Below are 14,894 nucleotides of genomic sequence, written 5' to 3' on the forward strand. Positions count from 1 at the left end.
GAGTCTTTTTCATTAAAAAAAAATATTAATTATAAAGTTATGAGAATATTTAGAAAAATTAGAAGAACTTTAATTCAATCGGGTAAAACAAGAAATTATCTATTATATGCTTTTGGAGAAATTGTTCTTATTGTAATTGGTATTTTAATCGCTTGGAAAATTAACGATTTAAATGAAATTAGAAAAAACAAAATTGTAGAATTAAAAATTTACCAAAGTTTAAATGAAGAATTAGATTCTAATTTAAAAATATTAGATTCTTCAATATATAGATACACAGAAAATATAAAATCGATAAGTAATACTATAAGAAATATAGGCTTGCAGCCAGAGGAGATTTCAGAAGATTTAAAAAGTGATATTGTTTTAGTTAATTATAGAATTACACAATTACATGATGGAGCAATAAACTCTATAAATAGCACTAATAAGTTTGAGTTTATTCAAAGTGTTTTATTAAAAGATTTAATTGCTTCCTACCCAAACGAATTAGATAATTTTAAAAGTCAAGAAGCTGTAATAGAAAATATAATAACTAATCGTTTAAAACCAGAAATAGAAGAGCATATCTCTTTGTTAGATATTGTTTCTAATCGAGATATAGGTTTTAAAACTTCTAATATCTCTGTTGCACAATCTAATTATATAAACTTGTTAAATAGTAGAGCTTATCAAAATGCACTTGTAGATCGTTTAATACAAACAGAAATACAATTAGAAAATAGCATAGGTTTAAGAGATAAAACTAAAATAATAAGCTCTAAATTAAATGCAGAATTAGGTGCTTAGAAAATATTAAAAACTAAACGCAAGTTTTTATGTGAGAACACATCTAAAAAAATAAACCAAACCCAATTTAAAATGAAAAATAATTATTTAAAAGCCGTATTAATTGTATTTACAATATTATTAACTTCAAGTGTTTACGCTCAAGGACCTCCAAGTGGCGGGAGAGGACAAGGAGGCGGAAGAGGCCAACAAAGAGGAAGTCAGCCAGATGCATCAGAAATATTTTCAAAATTAGATACAGATAACGATAATAAAATCTCAGCAGAAGAAGCCTCTCAAGACCAAAGAGGTAAAATATCTCAAGATTTTGAAGAGATAGATAGTAACGATGATGGTTTTATAGATATAGACGAACTAAGTGACTCATTAAATAGCCGAAGTTCTAGAAAAAAACCAAAAAAAATAGCGCCTAAAAAATTAATAAAACAAATAGATGATAATGGTGATGAAACATTAAATGAATTAGAGGTAGCAGCAAAAGATAATCGTCAATTAATTAAAGATTTTAGTAAAATAGATGTAAATCAAGATGGTGAGCTAGATTTGGAGGAATTAGAGGCTTTTTATGCTAATAATGAGGATGATAGTGGGAGAAAAAGAAAGAAAAAAGACTAATAATGTGTAACTTTTTTTAAATTATAGACTTAACTCTTTAAACCATAGGAATATGAAACATCCAAAAATTTTAAGAAAAGTATTATTCATTACAATTCCTTTAGCTTTACTATGCTGTAAGCAAGAAACAAAAGAAAGCGAAATTACTAATAAACAAGACCAAGGTCCAGGAGTAGCAGAATTATTAAAACAAATGGATACGAACAGCGATGGTAAATTATCTCAAGTCGAAGTTAATGGACCATTAAAAGAAGATTTTTCTAAAATAGACACAAATAGTGATGGTTTTCTTTCAAAAAAAGAAATAGAAAATGCTCCAAAACCAGAGAGAAGAGGACCAAGAGACAAAAATATAAGTAATAAGAATAATGTTCAAAAAGATTTTGATGTAACTATAAATGTAGATCCTTCACTTTTTATAAAAGAAAGTTTGCTTGCAGAAATAACAAAAGAAGAACGCACATTAGAAAACGGTATAAAGGCAATGTGTTATGTTATAAAAACATCTTCAAGACCGCAAGAACATGATATGGGACCATGGTGTCCAACTCATATAAATGATGGGAAAGATAAAGGTGGTATTTGGTTTAAAGAAGGTAAAGTGTATGATGTAGATGGCCATTTTATTGCAAATCTTAAAGAATTTTATAGTGACGAAGAATGGGCTTTATTTCGCGAAGATGGTTCTGTAAAAGTAACTAAAACACAAGAAGAATGTGAAGGTGCAGCTAAACCAGATGTTGATGAGGAATATAACAACTACTGTGTAGAATGTTTGCCAGATTACTACAAAGAAAAAGTATCTACATTTTATATTCCAGTAAAACCGTTGTATTTAGAAAACTCAAATCCATTAGGAAGAAATGGTATTGGTATTGCTTTTAACGGTGTAAATTTCGATGCACCAGCACCAACACATGCCATTCTTGAAGCACATACATTGGCACCTTTAGATGATGCTGGAGGTCATGTAAATCCGCATGGAGGCTATCATTATCATGCAGCGACTGGTAAAACAAAAGAGGTAACCCAAAAAGATACTCATGCGCCAATGGTTGGCTACGCAATGGATGGTTTCGGAATTTATGCACACAAAGATAGTAGTGGAAAAACATACAACGATTTAGATAATTGTAATGGACATTATGATGATGTAAGAGGTTATCATTATCATGCGGGAGATGCTGGAAGTAATCAAGTTTTAGGTTGTTTACATGGTGTTTCTGGCTCTATGTCTGTTGAAGGATAAAACATAAAAAATAAGACAAGCAAAAATGAAAAATCAATATTATGTTGTAATATTAATAGCAAGTATTTTAATGAGTTGTAATACTCAAAAAAGCTCAAACGCTCATAGTCATGATGGTATAGCAGTTCACAACCATGATAACGACGTTGCAAATACACCAAGCAACTATTTTGGAAACTATTCTTTAATAAATAAAGAATATGGTACAAAAACAGTTGTAACTGTAGATGCAAATACACGTAAAATGGTAACCAATGCATTACCAAACCATGAAACAGGTACATTTCCAAACCCAGGTAATCCAAATGCTATAAAAGCTCAAAATAGAACGTATACGTTTCCGTTAAACCCTAAAAAAGGAGAAATAGCACAATGGATTAGAGAACCAGGAGTAGCATTAAACGGTATAAAATTCGAGCCAGGCACTGCAGAAGTAGTACAATGCGAAACTGGAGAAAATTATCGAGTAGAAGCTTTACAAGATGTTATTGATTTAGGTTTAGATTTTAATCATGCACATGTACAACCAACAGGAGCTTACCATTATCACGGCACTCCAACATCTGTTATACAAAACTTCGATTCTGGAGAAGATTTAGTACACGTTGGTTTTGCTCACGATGGTTTTCCTATGTACTATTCTAAAAGCGGAAAATATAAACCAAGCTATAAATTATTAGATGGAGATCGAGAAGGTGAAGACTGTAGTTATGAGAATCCGCACCAATCTATAGACATTTCGGTAGGAGGACACCACGATGGTACTTATGGTTCAGATTTCGAGTTTGTTGATGGTTATGGAGATTTAGATGAGTGTAATGGTATTACCATAGACGGAAATTATATGTACCTGGTAACTAAAGAGTTTCCATATATAAGCCGTTGTGTAATGGGAGAAGTTAATGATAGTGAAAAAAGAAGTTTAGGCATGCAAGGTGGTGGAGAAGGAAGACCTCAAAATGGTCAAGGAGGAAGACCAAACGCAACCCAAACTATTAAAGAAATGGACGCTAATAAAGACGGAAAACTATCTCAAGAGGAAGTTAAAGGACCTTTAAAAGAAGATTTTTCTAAAATAGACACTAATAGTGATGGTTTACTTTCTAAAGAAGAACTAGAAAAAATAGGAGGTAGAGATAGACAAAATCCACCTAAACACAATTAATTTAAAAATTAGCGCAAGTTTATTTGTATATAAGCATCTAAATAAACAAACAAATTAAAAATATATAAAATGAAAAACTTATTTAAACTAATGTTGTTAATGTTAACAGTGTTTACATTAAATATTGCGTGTACTTCAGATGATGATTCTTCAAGTGCAACCACTGTTACAGAAGATGAAGTTGTAACAGAGCTTCACGCAGCTTATTCTGCATTTAATACAGATGCTACAACAATTTATATAGACGAAACAGGAACAAATGTAGTAATAGAAACTACAGGTTTACCAAATCATCAAACCGTTTATTGGGGAGAAGGACATCCGCTTTATATAGAAGAGCCAGATGTAGAATTAACGCCAAGTATAATGTCAAGCAATAATAATGCAGTAACCATAACTGTAGATGCTACACCAAATTTAACAGGAAGTACAGTGTCTACAACATTTAATACTATTGGTATTGCCGTTAGTGGCGCTTCAATTTTTAACGATCAAGAAGGTGGCGGACCTTTAAACCAAGCAGCAGCAAGTTTAGATTTTACAGGCGCACATATTGGGCCAGGTGTATACCACTATCATTTAGAGCCAAAAGCCTTTTCTAATGATGATGATGCGTTAATAGGTGTGTTATTAGACGGTGTTTTTCTTTACGGAAGAAAATGTAGTGCTACAGGTTCTTACCCAGAAGATTTAGATGTTTCAGGCGGACATACATCTACAACACAATATACAGATGGAGAAGAAGAATACCACTACCATATAATTAACGAAGTATATTCTAATACAGGATCTTATTTAGCATTTGCAGGACCTTACCAAGGTTATTAAAATAATGAAAACATTTTTTACAGTTATACTTGTTCTGTCTTTTTTGAATTGTAAGCAATCAACAGAAAACAATTTTTCTGAAGAAAATAATACAATTAAAAGTGAAAATATTATAACAATTAAAGATGTTGAAGTTCTTAAATCAGAATTAATTTTAAACCAACTACAAGGCGTTTGGTATTATAATAATAAGCCGTACAATGGCTACTCTTTAAAGTATCACGAAAATAATACTATAAAAGAAAAGCTTGGTTTCTATAACGGAAAACGTCAAGGTGTAGCAAAAACGTGGTCGGAAAATGGAGTACTTCGTATAAAGTCTTATTACAACCAAAACAAGTTGGTTGGTGTTTATAAAAGTTTTTGGGAAAATGGTAACCTAGCCTTAGAAGTTAATTATGTAAACGGAAAAAAGCAAGGAGAAGAAAAACAATGGTATTCTAACGGAAAACTATCAAAATTAAGGTTGTTAAAAGACGGTAAAGAAAACGGCATTCAAAAAGCTTGGTTACCAACAGGACAACTTTATGTTAATTACGAAGCAAAAAACGGTAGAACCTTTGGTTTAATGCGAGCGAACTCATGTTATAAATTAGAAAATGAAAAAGTTATTATTTCAAAATAGGCTGCTATTACTTTTACTAAGTTTAACCTTATTAGTAACAGGTTGTAAAAAAACTGTAAAAAAGGAAATTAGTAAAGCCGAAGAAACCAGTAGAGTAGAGTATTTACCATATTATAACGAAGCATCTTTTACACCAAAATGGTTAACGCCAGAAACAGAAGAAGAGCAAACTTTTCATAAAATACCAGACTTTTCATTAACAAACCAATTGGGAGAAGAAGTGTCTCAAAAAACGTTTGAAAATAAAATTTATATAACCGATTTCTTTTTTGCTAGCTGTCCAGGAATTTGTCCGCAAATGACGGGAAGCATGTTTCAACTACAAGAAGCATTTTTAAACGATGATGAGGTGTTATTTTTATCTCATACCGTAACACCAACAAAAGATTCTGTTCCTGTTTTAAAAAATTATGCCCAAAAACATGGTGTAATAGATAATAAATGGCATTTAGTAACAGGAGATAAACAAGTTATTTATAATCTTGGTAGAACTCAATATTTTATAGAAAACGATTTAGGAGCACCTAAAACCATGGACGATTTTTTGCACACAGAGAATTTTTTGTTAATAGACAAGAATAAACATATAAGAGGTATTTATAATGGTTTAAATAGAGCCTCAATGGCACAATTAATAGTAGATGTTAAAGCCTTGAAGAAACAAGGTTAAATTAGTTTTTTGATTGATTGGTAAAAAGCTTTGCGATTATGTCGTAAAGCTTTTTTACATTTATAGAAATTTACAATTAAATATGAAAAAACTAATCACCATAATTTGTATTGCTTTAGCTATTGTTTCTTGTAAAAAAGATACAGAAAAAAAAGATATTGATGTTGAAGAAGAAATAACAGAACCAAGAGCGTTTAAAGAAGTTGAAATAGGTATGTTATTGAGAGATTCTATTTTAAATGTAAGAGCTATAGAAATCCTTGAGAAGGATGAAATGTTATATGGAAATGCTAGCGGTGGTTATGGTAGTTATAGTTATGACTCAGATAGAAATAGTTATTGGATAACACCACCTTATAACATTAATATAGATTCACTCAAATTCAATTTTAGAGCAGTATCAAATACAGATAATGCAGCGTTTTTCCTTTCAATAGGTTCGCCAGCTTACCTCGTTAAACAAGGTGCTTCAGGTAAAAAAATAGTTTACCAAGAAAATCATGAAAAAGCATTCTACGATTCTATCGATTTTTGGAACAACCAAGAAGGTATTGCTATTGGTGATCCCACAGAAAATTGTATGAGTATAATAATTACTCGCGATGGAGGAGAAACATGGAACAAGCTCTCTTGCGATGTGCTACCAAAAACAAAAGAAGGTGAAGCAGCTTTTGCAGCAAGCGATACAAATATTGCTATAGTTGGTGATAATACATGGGTAGCCACAGGAGGAAAGGCAAGTAGAATATTATTTTCTCCAGATAAAGGTAAAACTTGGGAGGTTTTCGAGACTCCAATAGTACAAGGTAAAGAAACTACGGGTATTTACTCGCTAGATTTTTATGATGATAAAAATGGTTTTGCTATTGGTGGAGACTACACAAAAGCAGGAGATAGCACAGCAAATAAAATAAGAACACAAGATGGAGGAAAAACATGGCAATTAGTTGCGCAAAATCAAAGCCCAGGTTACAGAAGTTGTGTGCAATATATTCCTGGTCGAGATGCAAAAGAGTTAGTTGCTGTTGGTTTTAAAGGTATAGATTATTCTAACAATGCTGGCGAAAGCTGGACGCATTTAAGCGATGAAGGTTTTTATACTTTACGTTTTATAAATGATAGTGTGGCTTATGCTGGAGGAAGCAAAAGGATAGCAAAATTAACTTTTAGATAATAAAAAAGGCAGCTTGATTAGCTGCCTTTTTTTTATTTTTTAGATTTATCTGCTTGATGTCTCTGTCTGTATTCTTGAATCATTTTCTTTTTAAAAGAATGATCGGCTTGCATTAATGCAATTATTTTTTTTGCTGGTAGAATATTAAGTAAATCGGTTATAAATTTTGAATGTAATTCTTGTTTTTTATTCTCAATTTCAACCATTTCTAAAAGAAGAGCTTTAGCTTCAGTCTCAGATAAATTTTCTACTTTCTTATCTTTTCGTCTTTTCGAAGATTGTTCTCTTAATTTATTTTCTGCTTCTTCCTTTGTGTTATAAATTGGCCAAAAAGCTTGCGCTTCTTTTGCAGATAAATCCATTTGCTCTGTAATATGTGCTATTTTTAAAGCTTTAATTTTTTCTCTGTCAAGTTTTTGTGCATAACTACTTATGGATAGTAGTAAAGCAAAAACCGGTATTAATATTATTTTTTTCATTATTTTTTATTTTTTTATTCTGAATATAAGTCGTTAAAATCTATATTTTCTATATAGTTATCTAGAGCTTCGTCACTTAAAGAGTAATCTATAAATTGATTTTCGCTTAACTCGTTATCTTGAAATAAAGATGTTAAATCACCAATTTCGGTTTCATTTAAAATATAATTATCTACTGTTGTTGTATCTAAATCATCAAAAGATAGTGGTGAATTATCAAACACATTTAAACTAAAAAATAGAACTATAGCTGCAGCAATACTTGAAACTAATAGCATATTTTTTTTACTAAAAATAGAAATAACTTTTGTTTCTTTTTCAATAGGAACACTAAAGTTATCTAAGTAGCCTTCTGGAACTTTAAATCCAGAATCGCTTACTAAGTTTTTAAGTTTAGCTTCGGTTAAAATTGAATTTTCAAACTCTTCAAAATAATTTTGAGGGACTTTAAATCCAGTTTTTTTTACGTTATTTAAATTTTCATTTTTCATGTTTCTTTCCAAATATGGAAACTCTTTTGTTTCTATTAATAAGACTCTATATTTATTAAATAGTTTAATTGTTTTTTAAATAGGCTTCAATTTTCTTTGCTGCTATATGGTAAGAAGCTTTTAAAGCGCCTTCACTTGTTTCTAAAATTTGAGACATTTCATTATATTTTAATTCTTGAAAATATTTCATATTAAAAACTAATTGTTGTTTTTCTGGTAATGTTGCAATTGCTTTTTGAAGTTTTAGCTGGATGGCGTCTCCTTCAAAATATACATCAGATTCCAAATTGTTTAATGCTAAATTTTGTGCCTCTTCATTTGTAATCTGTAATAGTTTTGCATTTTTGTTTATTAGTGTAATAGCTTCGTTTGTTGCTATTCTATATAACCAAGAATAAAGTTTGCTTTCTCCTTTAAATTTCTCGATATTTTTATAAACCTTTATAAATGTATTTTGCAATACATCGTCTGCATCGTCGTGCGATTTTACAATATTTCTAATATGCCAGTATAATCGCTCTTTATATTGCGCAACAAGTACTCTAAATGCAGCATCTTTGTTGCCTTTAGATTGTAATTGAGATATGAGTTCTAGTTCTTCTGTCACTTAAGCTATTTTCTTTTAGACTGCAGAATTTTAATTTGGTTTAAATATAATTTAATTTTTTTTTTTTTAAGAAAGACATGTTATTTAACAGCTTTCTGTTTAATCTGATTTTTAACTAAAAATACGATTAAAAGATGTTTTTTATCGATTAAAAGACAAAATGTTTGTTTTCTAACATTTTTTAAATTATGTTTACATTAGAAAATAATACTTATGTTTTAGAGCCCCAATTCTATACATAAACAAAAAAAAGGATAAACATTTGTTTATCCTTTTTAATTTTATAATAATAGTAATTATTCAAAACTCTGCATATCTACCAGTTTTTTATAAATACCATCTAAGGCTATAAGTTCGTTATGTTTGCCTTGTTCTGCAATTTCACCTTTATGCATCACTATTATCTCATCTGCATTTTGTATTGTAGATAACCTATGTGCGATAACAATTGAGGTTCTGTTTTTCATCATATTTTCTAATGCTAGTTGTACTAGGCGTTCGCTTTCTGTATCTAGGGCAGAGGTAGCTTCATCCAGAACCATTATTGGAGGATTTTTTAATACTGCTCTAGCAATACTTAAGCGTTGTTTTTGCCCGCCAGAAAAATTGTTTCCAGCATCACCTACATTAGTTTCTATCCCTTTTGGTAAGTTTTGTATAAATTCCCATGCGTTTGCAATTTTAAGGGCATCAATTATTTCTTCTTCTGTAGCGTCTTCTTTACCTATTAATAAATTGTTTTTAATAGTATCGTTAAATAGTATAGAGTCTTGTGTTACCAATCCCATTAAAGCTCGTAAAGATTTTTTTGTAACATGTTTTATGTTATTACCATCAATAGATATGTTACCGTTGTTAACATCGTAAAATCGTGTTAGTAAGTTTGCAATAGTACTTTTTCCACTTCCAGATTGCCCTACTAATGCTACGGTTTTTCCTTTAGGTACTTTTATAGAAAAGTTTTTTAATACTAAGTCGTTTTCATATTTAAAGGAAATGTTGTTAATGGTAATTTCATTATTAAATGATGTTAACTCTTTTGCATCTGGTAAATCTGGCATCTCATTTTTATGATGCAAAATTTCAAAAACACGATCTGCAGCAGACATTCCGTTTTTTACACGATATGATGCTTTACTAATAGCTTTAGCAGGTGTTAAAATACCATATGCAAGAAGCATAAAACCAATAAATGTTGTGCCTTCTATAACTTGATCTATTAATACTAATTTACCACCATACCATAATAAGATGGCTATTGTAGTTATTCCTAAAATTTCACTAACTGGTCCAGCTAGGTTGTTTTTTAAACCTATACTATTAGAAAGTTTTAATAATCTGTTTGCAGAGTTTTTAAAACTGTTTTTAAACACAGATTCTGCATTATAACTTTTAACAATTTTTAAACCTGTTAGTGTTTCTTCTACTGTAGAAATTAATCTACCAGATTCTTGTTGAGCTGTTAAAGATTGACTTTTAAGTCTCTTTCCTATTCTTGATATAATAAATCCGGCTGTTGGAATAAATACTAATACAAAAATTGATAGTTTCCAATTTATGTAAAACATAGTTCCTAATGCAAAGAGAATATTTAAAGGCTCTCTAACTATTAACTCTAGAACTATAAATAAAGAATTTTGCATTTCGGCAATATCTCCTAATATTCTAGCCATTACATCTCCTTTTTGTCTTTTAGAATAAAAGCTTAATGGAAGATTAATAATGTTATCGTACATATCATTACGTAAGTCTGTTAAGACTCCGTTTTTTAAATACATAACATGTTGGTTTGCTAAATAGCCAAATAAGTTTTTTAATGCAAAGGTTATAATTACTATGGCAATAACTATAACTAAAGCCATTTGGGCATTATTGTTATCTAAATAACTACTTACTTTATAATTAAGTAAATCGTTACCATAATCTTTTAAACCACCAATTCCAGTCCATTCTGGTTCCTTGGTAACTCTATTTGTTTTGTCAAACAAAACATTTAGCATTGGAATTAAAGCAACAAATGAAAGTGTTGTAAATAAGGCATTTAAAATATTAAAAACTACATTTAAAATAACGTGTTTTTTGTAGTTTTTAATAAAAGGTAATAATTGATTTAATATTTTTTTCATCTAATTTAGCTGCATGTCTTTTAAAATGGCATCAATCTTAGCTTCCAATTGTTGTTCCGTTTCTTTAAAAGCAGACACATTGTCTAAGTTTGTGTTTTATGTAATTTGAAATTTTAATTTAGTTCTTTTAAAATTTTAGTACCATAGCCTAAATCTTGGTTTTCTAAATATACCTTATATAGTGTATTATCTTGTAAATTATATTTATAAATTCCGTTATTAGTAAATCCATTGTTGTCGTTTGAAACAATTGTAAAATCTATAAACTGGTTTTGAGTATTTATAAAACCAGAACCAGACGGGTTTAAAAAGCCTAAAGTATTATTAGAAATATCTGTTAAATTTCCAGATGATGTTTCCAGACTCGTTAAGGTAGCTTCAATTTGAGAAGGGTTTTTATATATACCGTATAGTAAATTGTTATATTTAAACGTTTTATGTAATGGTTTATTAATTAGTTGAGACGATGTTGTACTAGATTGTAAGTCTATATTTATTATTAAGCTATTATTAGAAGATAAATACCAAGTGTTATTAGATATGTATGCAGAACGTATTATATCTAAATTAAAACTTAAGTTAGCGTTTAAAAATTCTTCAGTTTGTGGATTAAATGTATATAAATAATATGGAAAACTTTCATTTGCTTGATCGTCACCGGCAAATAATAAATATAGTAATCCATCACTTATATTAAAATTAATAGCTGTTATTGCTGGGAAATTTGTACTTGTAAGTTCAGGAATATTACTAAAAGTATTTGAAGTAGTTTCTAAAGTATTTGTACTTAGGTTATATTGTAGTATTCTAAATTCTGATGAAGAAAAATCGGCAATGTATAAAATGTCTTCAGAAAAATCTATAACATTTAAATTTCCTTGACTCCAAAAATCATAATTAATGGTATTTATTAAATTGCATTCTCCAGATCCAGTATATACTTCATGTATTTGCCCTAATGGAGAGTATACAAGAATTTTAGAGTTATCAAGTATTTCAAAATTTCCAATTGTAAAAATTTCATCATTTACATTTAAAGAAATGTTATAATTTCCTGCAGGTTCATTTGGAATTTCAGCTTTTATTTGGGTTGTAGTAATAGACGTAATATTTGCAATAACATTATTAAATAAAAGCGTATTATTGGAAATTAGAGTATTAAAATTTTCTCCATTAATTGTTATTACGTCATTGGGAAAACCTTGATTGGGAGTGTATGAATTTATTAATATTTGCGAAATTTGCTCAGTGTCTTCTTGAACAATAGTGCTAGAATCATCGCTAGTGCACGATATAATTAATATAGTAAAAAAAAAAGTTTTAAATAGTGTAAGAGTTTTCATTTAATTTAATTTCAAATCTTTAATGATAGCATCAATCTTGTTTTCCAATTGTTGTTCCGTTTCTTTAAAAGCAGACACATTGTTTAAAGAAGTATTTACACTAATGTAGAATTTTATTTTAGGTTCTGTACCACTTGGTCTTAGAGCAATTTTACTACCATCTTCTGTGTGGTAAATTAATACATTAGATTTTGGAATATCTATTACAGTAGTTTCTCCTGTAACTGTATTTTTTGAAGTTGATAATTGGTAATCCTCAATTAAAACAACTTTAGAATTATTTAATTCTGTAAGCGGATTTTCGCGAGCATCAATCATCATTTGTTTTATTTCTTGAGCGCCTTCAATTCCTTTTTTGGTTAAAGAAATTAAGCGTTCTTTATATAAACCATGTTCTGCATATAATTTGACTAATTCTTGATATAAGCTGCTGCCTTTTGCTTTTGCTTGAGCTGCAATTTCGCAAGCGAGTAGAGTAGAAGTAACAGCGTCTTTATCGCGAACAAAATCGCCAACCATAAAGCCAAAACTTTCTTCGCCACCACCAATAAAGTCTTGGTTTGGAAAATCTTTAATCATTTTAGCAATCCATTTAAAGCCTGTTAAGCCTATTTTGCATTCTACATTGTATGCTTTGGCTAAAACGCCCATCATAGGTGTAGAAACGATAGTGCTTCCTATAAATTGATTGCCATTAATTTTGTTTTCACTTTGCCATTGTTTTAATAAAAAATCTGTCATTAAAATCATGGCTTGATTACCGTTAAGTATAACAAGATTGTTTTCTAAATCTCTAACAACTATGCCTAATCTGTCGCAATCTGGATCTGTACCAATTACTATGTCTCCTTCAACTTTATTAGCTAATGCCATAGCCATTTTTAAAGCCTCTGGTTCTTCTGGATTTGGCGATACTACAGTTGGAAAATCACCATTTGGTTCGCGTTGTTCTTCAACTATATTTACGTTTGTGTAGCCGGCTCGATTTAACGTTTCTGGTATTGCTGTTATAGATGTCCCGTGTAAAGAAGTAAATACAATATTTAAGTTTTCTTTTGCTTCTTTTAATGTGTTAAAACTTCCATTTTTAACTGATGCATTAATAAAAACATCATCAACTTCTTTACCTATATAGTTAATTAGTTTCTCATTAGCATTAAATTTAATATCAGCATAATCTAACTTATTAATAAGTGAAATTACTTCACCATCTTGAGGAGGTACTAATTGTCCTCCATCTTGCCAATATACTTTGTAGCCATTATATTCTGGTGGGTTATGAGATGCTGTTAATACAATACCACAGTGGCAATTTAAGTGTTTTAATGTAAAAGATAGCTCAGGAGTTGGACGAAGATTTTCAAACAAATAAACTTCAATATTATTTGCAGAAAACACATCTGCAACAACCTTTGCTAAGGTTTTACTGTTGTGTCTACAATCAAAAGCTATTGCTACTTTTAAATTCTCGTTAGGAAACACTTTGCGCATATAATCACTAAGACCTTGAGTGTTTTTTCCTAAAGTATATTTATTAATTCTATTAGTGCCAATACCCATAACACCACGCATGCCACCAGTACCAAACTCTAAGTCTTTATAAAAAGATTCTTTAAGTTCTTTAGGATTGCTACCTATAAGATCTTTTATATATAATTGTGTTTCATTATCGAAAGTAGGAGTTAACCAAGTATTAACTCTATTTAGCAATTCTGGCTCTATATGTATCATAGTGGTTAGTTAATTACAGTGTTGTTTAAATTTAATTCTTCTTTTACTAAATATCGTTTTTTGTTTTGTTTAGAACGTAAAATAATTTCGCCTAAAAAACCAGCAATAAAAAACTGTGTACCAATAATCATTGTTGTTAACGCAATAAAAAATTGCGGTCTTTCTGTTATTAATCTTCCAGTTTTATGAAAAAACAACTTATCTATTCCTAAATATACAGAAAAAACAAAGCCAATAGCAAACATAATAACACCCAATGCGCCAAATAAATGCATTGGTCTTTTTCCAAAACGAGAAATAAACCAAATGGTAATTAAGTCTAAAAAGCCATTAATAAAACGCTCCATTCCAAATTTAGTTTCACCATATTTTCTAGCTTGATGCTGCACAACTTGCTCTCCAATTTTAGTAAAACCTGCATTTTTTGCTAAAACAGGAATGTAGCGGTGCATCTCACCATTTACATCAATATTTTTAACAACAACATTTTTGTAGGCTTTGAGGCCACAATTAAAATCGTTTAGTTTTACACCAGATGTTTTTCTGGCCGCCCAATTAAAGAGTTTTGAAGGTAAATTTTTTGTAAATTTATTATCGTAGCGTTTCTTTTTCCAGCCTGAAACAAGATCGAAATTATCTTTTGTAATTTTGTTATAAAGAGCAGGTATTTCTTCAGGATTGTCTTGTAAATCGGCATCCATAGTAATAATAACGTCTCCTTTGGCTTTTTCAAATCCAGCATGAAGTGCTTGCGATTTACCAAAATTTTTAAGAAAACGTATGCCTTTTACATTTGCATTAGCTTTAGATAATGTTTCTATAGTTTTCCAAGACTCATCAGTAGAGCCATCGTCTATAAAGAGAATTTCATAAGAAAAACGATTGGATTGCATAACTTTAGCAATCCAATCGTGTAATTCTGTAAGAGATTCTTGTTCGTTAAGTAGTGGTATGACTACAGATATATTCATGTATTATTTCGAAATTAATACTTCAAATATA

15 protein-coding genes are annotated in these 14,894 nt (G+C 30.0%); 8 read left to right on the forward strand and 7 right to left on the reverse strand.

Annotation, left to right across the window (positions count from 1 at the left end):
• The first annotated feature begins 39 nt into the window (after positions 1-39).
• The 8 genes from BWR22_RS05615 to BWR22_RS05650 all read left to right on the forward strand — a co-directional run bounded on the left by BWR22_RS05615 (position 40) and on the right by BWR22_RS05650 (position 7,115).
• Positions 40-789: a hypothetical protein gene (locus BWR22_RS05615; RefSeq protein WP_076734374.1), complete on the forward strand. Its 750-nt coding sequence runs from the start codon at positions 40-42 to the stop codon at positions 787-789.
• 72 nt (positions 790-861) lie between these two features.
• Positions 862-1,404: a hypothetical protein gene (locus BWR22_RS05620; protein WP_076732435.1), complete on the forward strand. Its 543-nt coding sequence runs from the start codon at positions 862-864 to the stop codon at positions 1,402-1,404.
• A gap of 52 nt (positions 1,405-1,456) precedes the next feature.
• Positions 1,457-2,653 (forward strand): YHYH protein, encoded by a 1,197-nt coding sequence (locus BWR22_RS14465; protein ID WP_076732436.1) that lies wholly within the window; start codon positions 1,457-1,459, stop codon positions 2,651-2,653.
• A 25-nt stretch (positions 2,654-2,678) separates the two neighbouring features.
• Complete coding sequence (locus BWR22_RS05630) at positions 2,679-3,818, forward strand: YHYH protein (protein WP_076732437.1); 1,140 nt, start codon at positions 2,679-2,681, stop codon at positions 3,816-3,818.
• 69 nt (positions 3,819-3,887) lie between these two features.
• Complete coding sequence (locus BWR22_RS05635) at positions 3,888-4,646, forward strand: YHYH protein (protein ID WP_076732438.1); 759 nt, start codon at positions 3,888-3,890, stop codon at positions 4,644-4,646.
• Positions 4,647-4,650: 4 nt separating this feature from the next.
• Entirely contained in the window at positions 4,651-5,271 is a 621-nt protein-coding gene (locus BWR22_RS05640) for a toxin-antitoxin system YwqK family antitoxin (RefSeq protein ID WP_076732439.1), read from the forward strand.
• A complete protein-coding gene (locus BWR22_RS05645) occupies positions 5,246-5,941 on the forward strand; it encodes an SCO family protein (protein ID WP_076732440.1) in 696 nt (231 codons plus the stop codon). Before BWR22_RS05640 ends, BWR22_RS05645 begins: the two co-directional genes overlap by 26 nt.
• An 82-nt stretch (positions 5,942-6,023) precedes the next feature.
• A complete protein-coding gene (locus tag BWR22_RS05650; protein WP_076732441.1) occupies positions 6,024-7,115 on the forward strand; it encodes a WD40/YVTN/BNR-like repeat-containing protein in 1,092 nt (363 codons plus the stop codon).
• 32 nt (positions 7,116-7,147) lie between these two features.
• On the opposite strand, the gene BWR22_RS05655 is transcribed toward BWR22_RS05650, so the two are convergent.
• From BWR22_RS05655 to BWR22_RS05685, 7 genes are all read right to left on the reverse strand, one after another.
• Positions 7,148-7,594: a hypothetical protein gene (locus BWR22_RS05655; RefSeq protein WP_076732442.1), complete on the reverse strand. Its 447-nt coding sequence runs from the start codon at positions 7,592-7,594 to the stop codon at positions 7,148-7,150.
• A gap of 14 nt (positions 7,595-7,608) precedes the next feature.
• Positions 7,609-8,085 carry a hypothetical protein gene (locus BWR22_RS05660; protein ID WP_076732443.1) on the reverse strand — a complete coding sequence of 159 codons (477 nt, stop codon included), beginning with the start codon at positions 8,083-8,085 and terminating at the stop codon, positions 7,609-7,611.
• A 64-nt stretch (positions 8,086-8,149) separates the two neighbouring features.
• A complete protein-coding gene (locus BWR22_RS05665) occupies positions 8,150-8,692 on the reverse strand; it encodes an RNA polymerase sigma factor (protein WP_076732444.1) in 543 nt (180 codons plus the stop codon).
• 296 nt (positions 8,693-8,988) lie between these two features.
• The gene (locus BWR22_RS05670; RefSeq protein WP_076732445.1) at positions 8,989-10,818 is read right to left on the reverse strand and encodes an ABC transporter ATP-binding protein; all 1,830 of its coding nucleotides are present in this window, start codon (positions 10,816-10,818) and stop codon (positions 8,989-8,991) included.
• A gap of 113 nt (positions 10,819-10,931) precedes the next feature.
• Positions 10,932-12,161 carry an IPT/TIG domain-containing protein gene (locus tag BWR22_RS05675; RefSeq protein ID WP_076732446.1) on the reverse strand — a complete coding sequence of 410 codons (1,230 nt, stop codon included), beginning with the start codon at positions 12,159-12,161 and terminating at the stop codon, positions 10,932-10,934.
• Positions 12,162-13,892, reverse strand: a complete 1,731-nt coding sequence (locus BWR22_RS05680; RefSeq protein ID WP_198033395.1) for a phospho-sugar mutase — start codon at positions 13,890-13,892, stop codon at positions 12,162-12,164.
• Positions 13,893-13,897: 5 nt separating this feature from the next.
• The gene (locus BWR22_RS05685; protein ID WP_076732447.1) at positions 13,898-14,863 is read right to left on the reverse strand and encodes a glycosyltransferase family 2 protein; all 966 of its coding nucleotides are present in this window, start codon (positions 14,861-14,863) and stop codon (positions 13,898-13,900) included.
• Between the last annotated feature and the right edge of the window lie 31 nt (positions 14,864-14,894).

Source organism: Lacinutrix venerupis (assembly GCF_001971745.1).
In the GTDB taxonomy this organism is placed as follows: domain Bacteria; phylum Bacteroidota; class Bacteroidia; order Flavobacteriales; family Flavobacteriaceae; genus Lacinutrix; species Lacinutrix venerupis.

Bases quoted from the DNA above. Each gene is read 5' to 3' on its own strand.
- BWR22_RS05685 (WP_076732447.1), bottom strand. From the start codon at position 14,863: ATGAATATATCTGTAGTCATACCACTACTTAACGAACAAGAATCTCTT.
- BWR22_RS05645 (WP_076732440.1), top strand. From the start codon at position 5,246: ATGAAAAAGTTATTATTTCAAAATAGGCTGCTATTACTTTTACTAAGT.
- BWR22_RS05660 (WP_076732443.1), bottom strand. From the start codon at position 8,085: ATGAAAAATGAAAATTTAAATAACGTAAAAAAAACTGGATTTAAAGTC.
- BWR22_RS05670 (WP_076732445.1), bottom strand. From the start codon at position 10,818: ATGAAAAAAATATTAAATCAATTATTACCTTTTATTAAAAACTACAAA.
- BWR22_RS05650 (WP_076732441.1), top strand. From the start codon at position 6,024: ATGAAAAAACTAATCACCATAATTTGTATTGCTTTAGCTATTGTTTCT.
- BWR22_RS05675 (WP_076732446.1), bottom strand. From the start codon at position 12,161: ATGAAAACTCTTACACTATTTAAAACTTTTTTTTTTACTATATTAATT.
- BWR22_RS05635 (WP_076732438.1), top strand. From the start codon at position 3,888: ATGAAAAACTTATTTAAACTAATGTTGTTAATGTTAACAGTGTTTACA.
- BWR22_RS05655 (WP_076732442.1), bottom strand. From the start codon at position 7,594: ATGAAAAAAATAATATTAATACCGGTTTTTGCTTTACTACTATCCATA.
- BWR22_RS05620 (WP_076732435.1), top strand. From the start codon at position 862: ATGAAAAATAATTATTTAAAAGCCGTATTAATTGTATTTACAATATTA.
- BWR22_RS05630 (WP_076732437.1), top strand. From the start codon at position 2,679: ATGAAAAATCAATATTATGTTGTAATATTAATAGCAAGTATTTTAATG.
- BWR22_RS14465 (WP_076732436.1), top strand. From the start codon at position 1,457: ATGAAACATCCAAAAATTTTAAGAAAAGTATTATTCATTACAATTCCT.
- BWR22_RS05680 (WP_198033395.1), bottom strand. From the start codon at position 13,892: ATGATACATATAGAGCCAGAATTGCTAAATAGAGTTAATACTTGGTTA.
- BWR22_RS05615 (WP_076734374.1), top strand. From the start codon at position 40: ATGAGAATATTTAGAAAAATTAGAAGAACTTTAATTCAATCGGGTAAA.
- BWR22_RS05640 (WP_076732439.1), top strand. From the start codon at position 4,651: ATGAAAACATTTTTTACAGTTATACTTGTTCTGTCTTTTTTGAATTGT.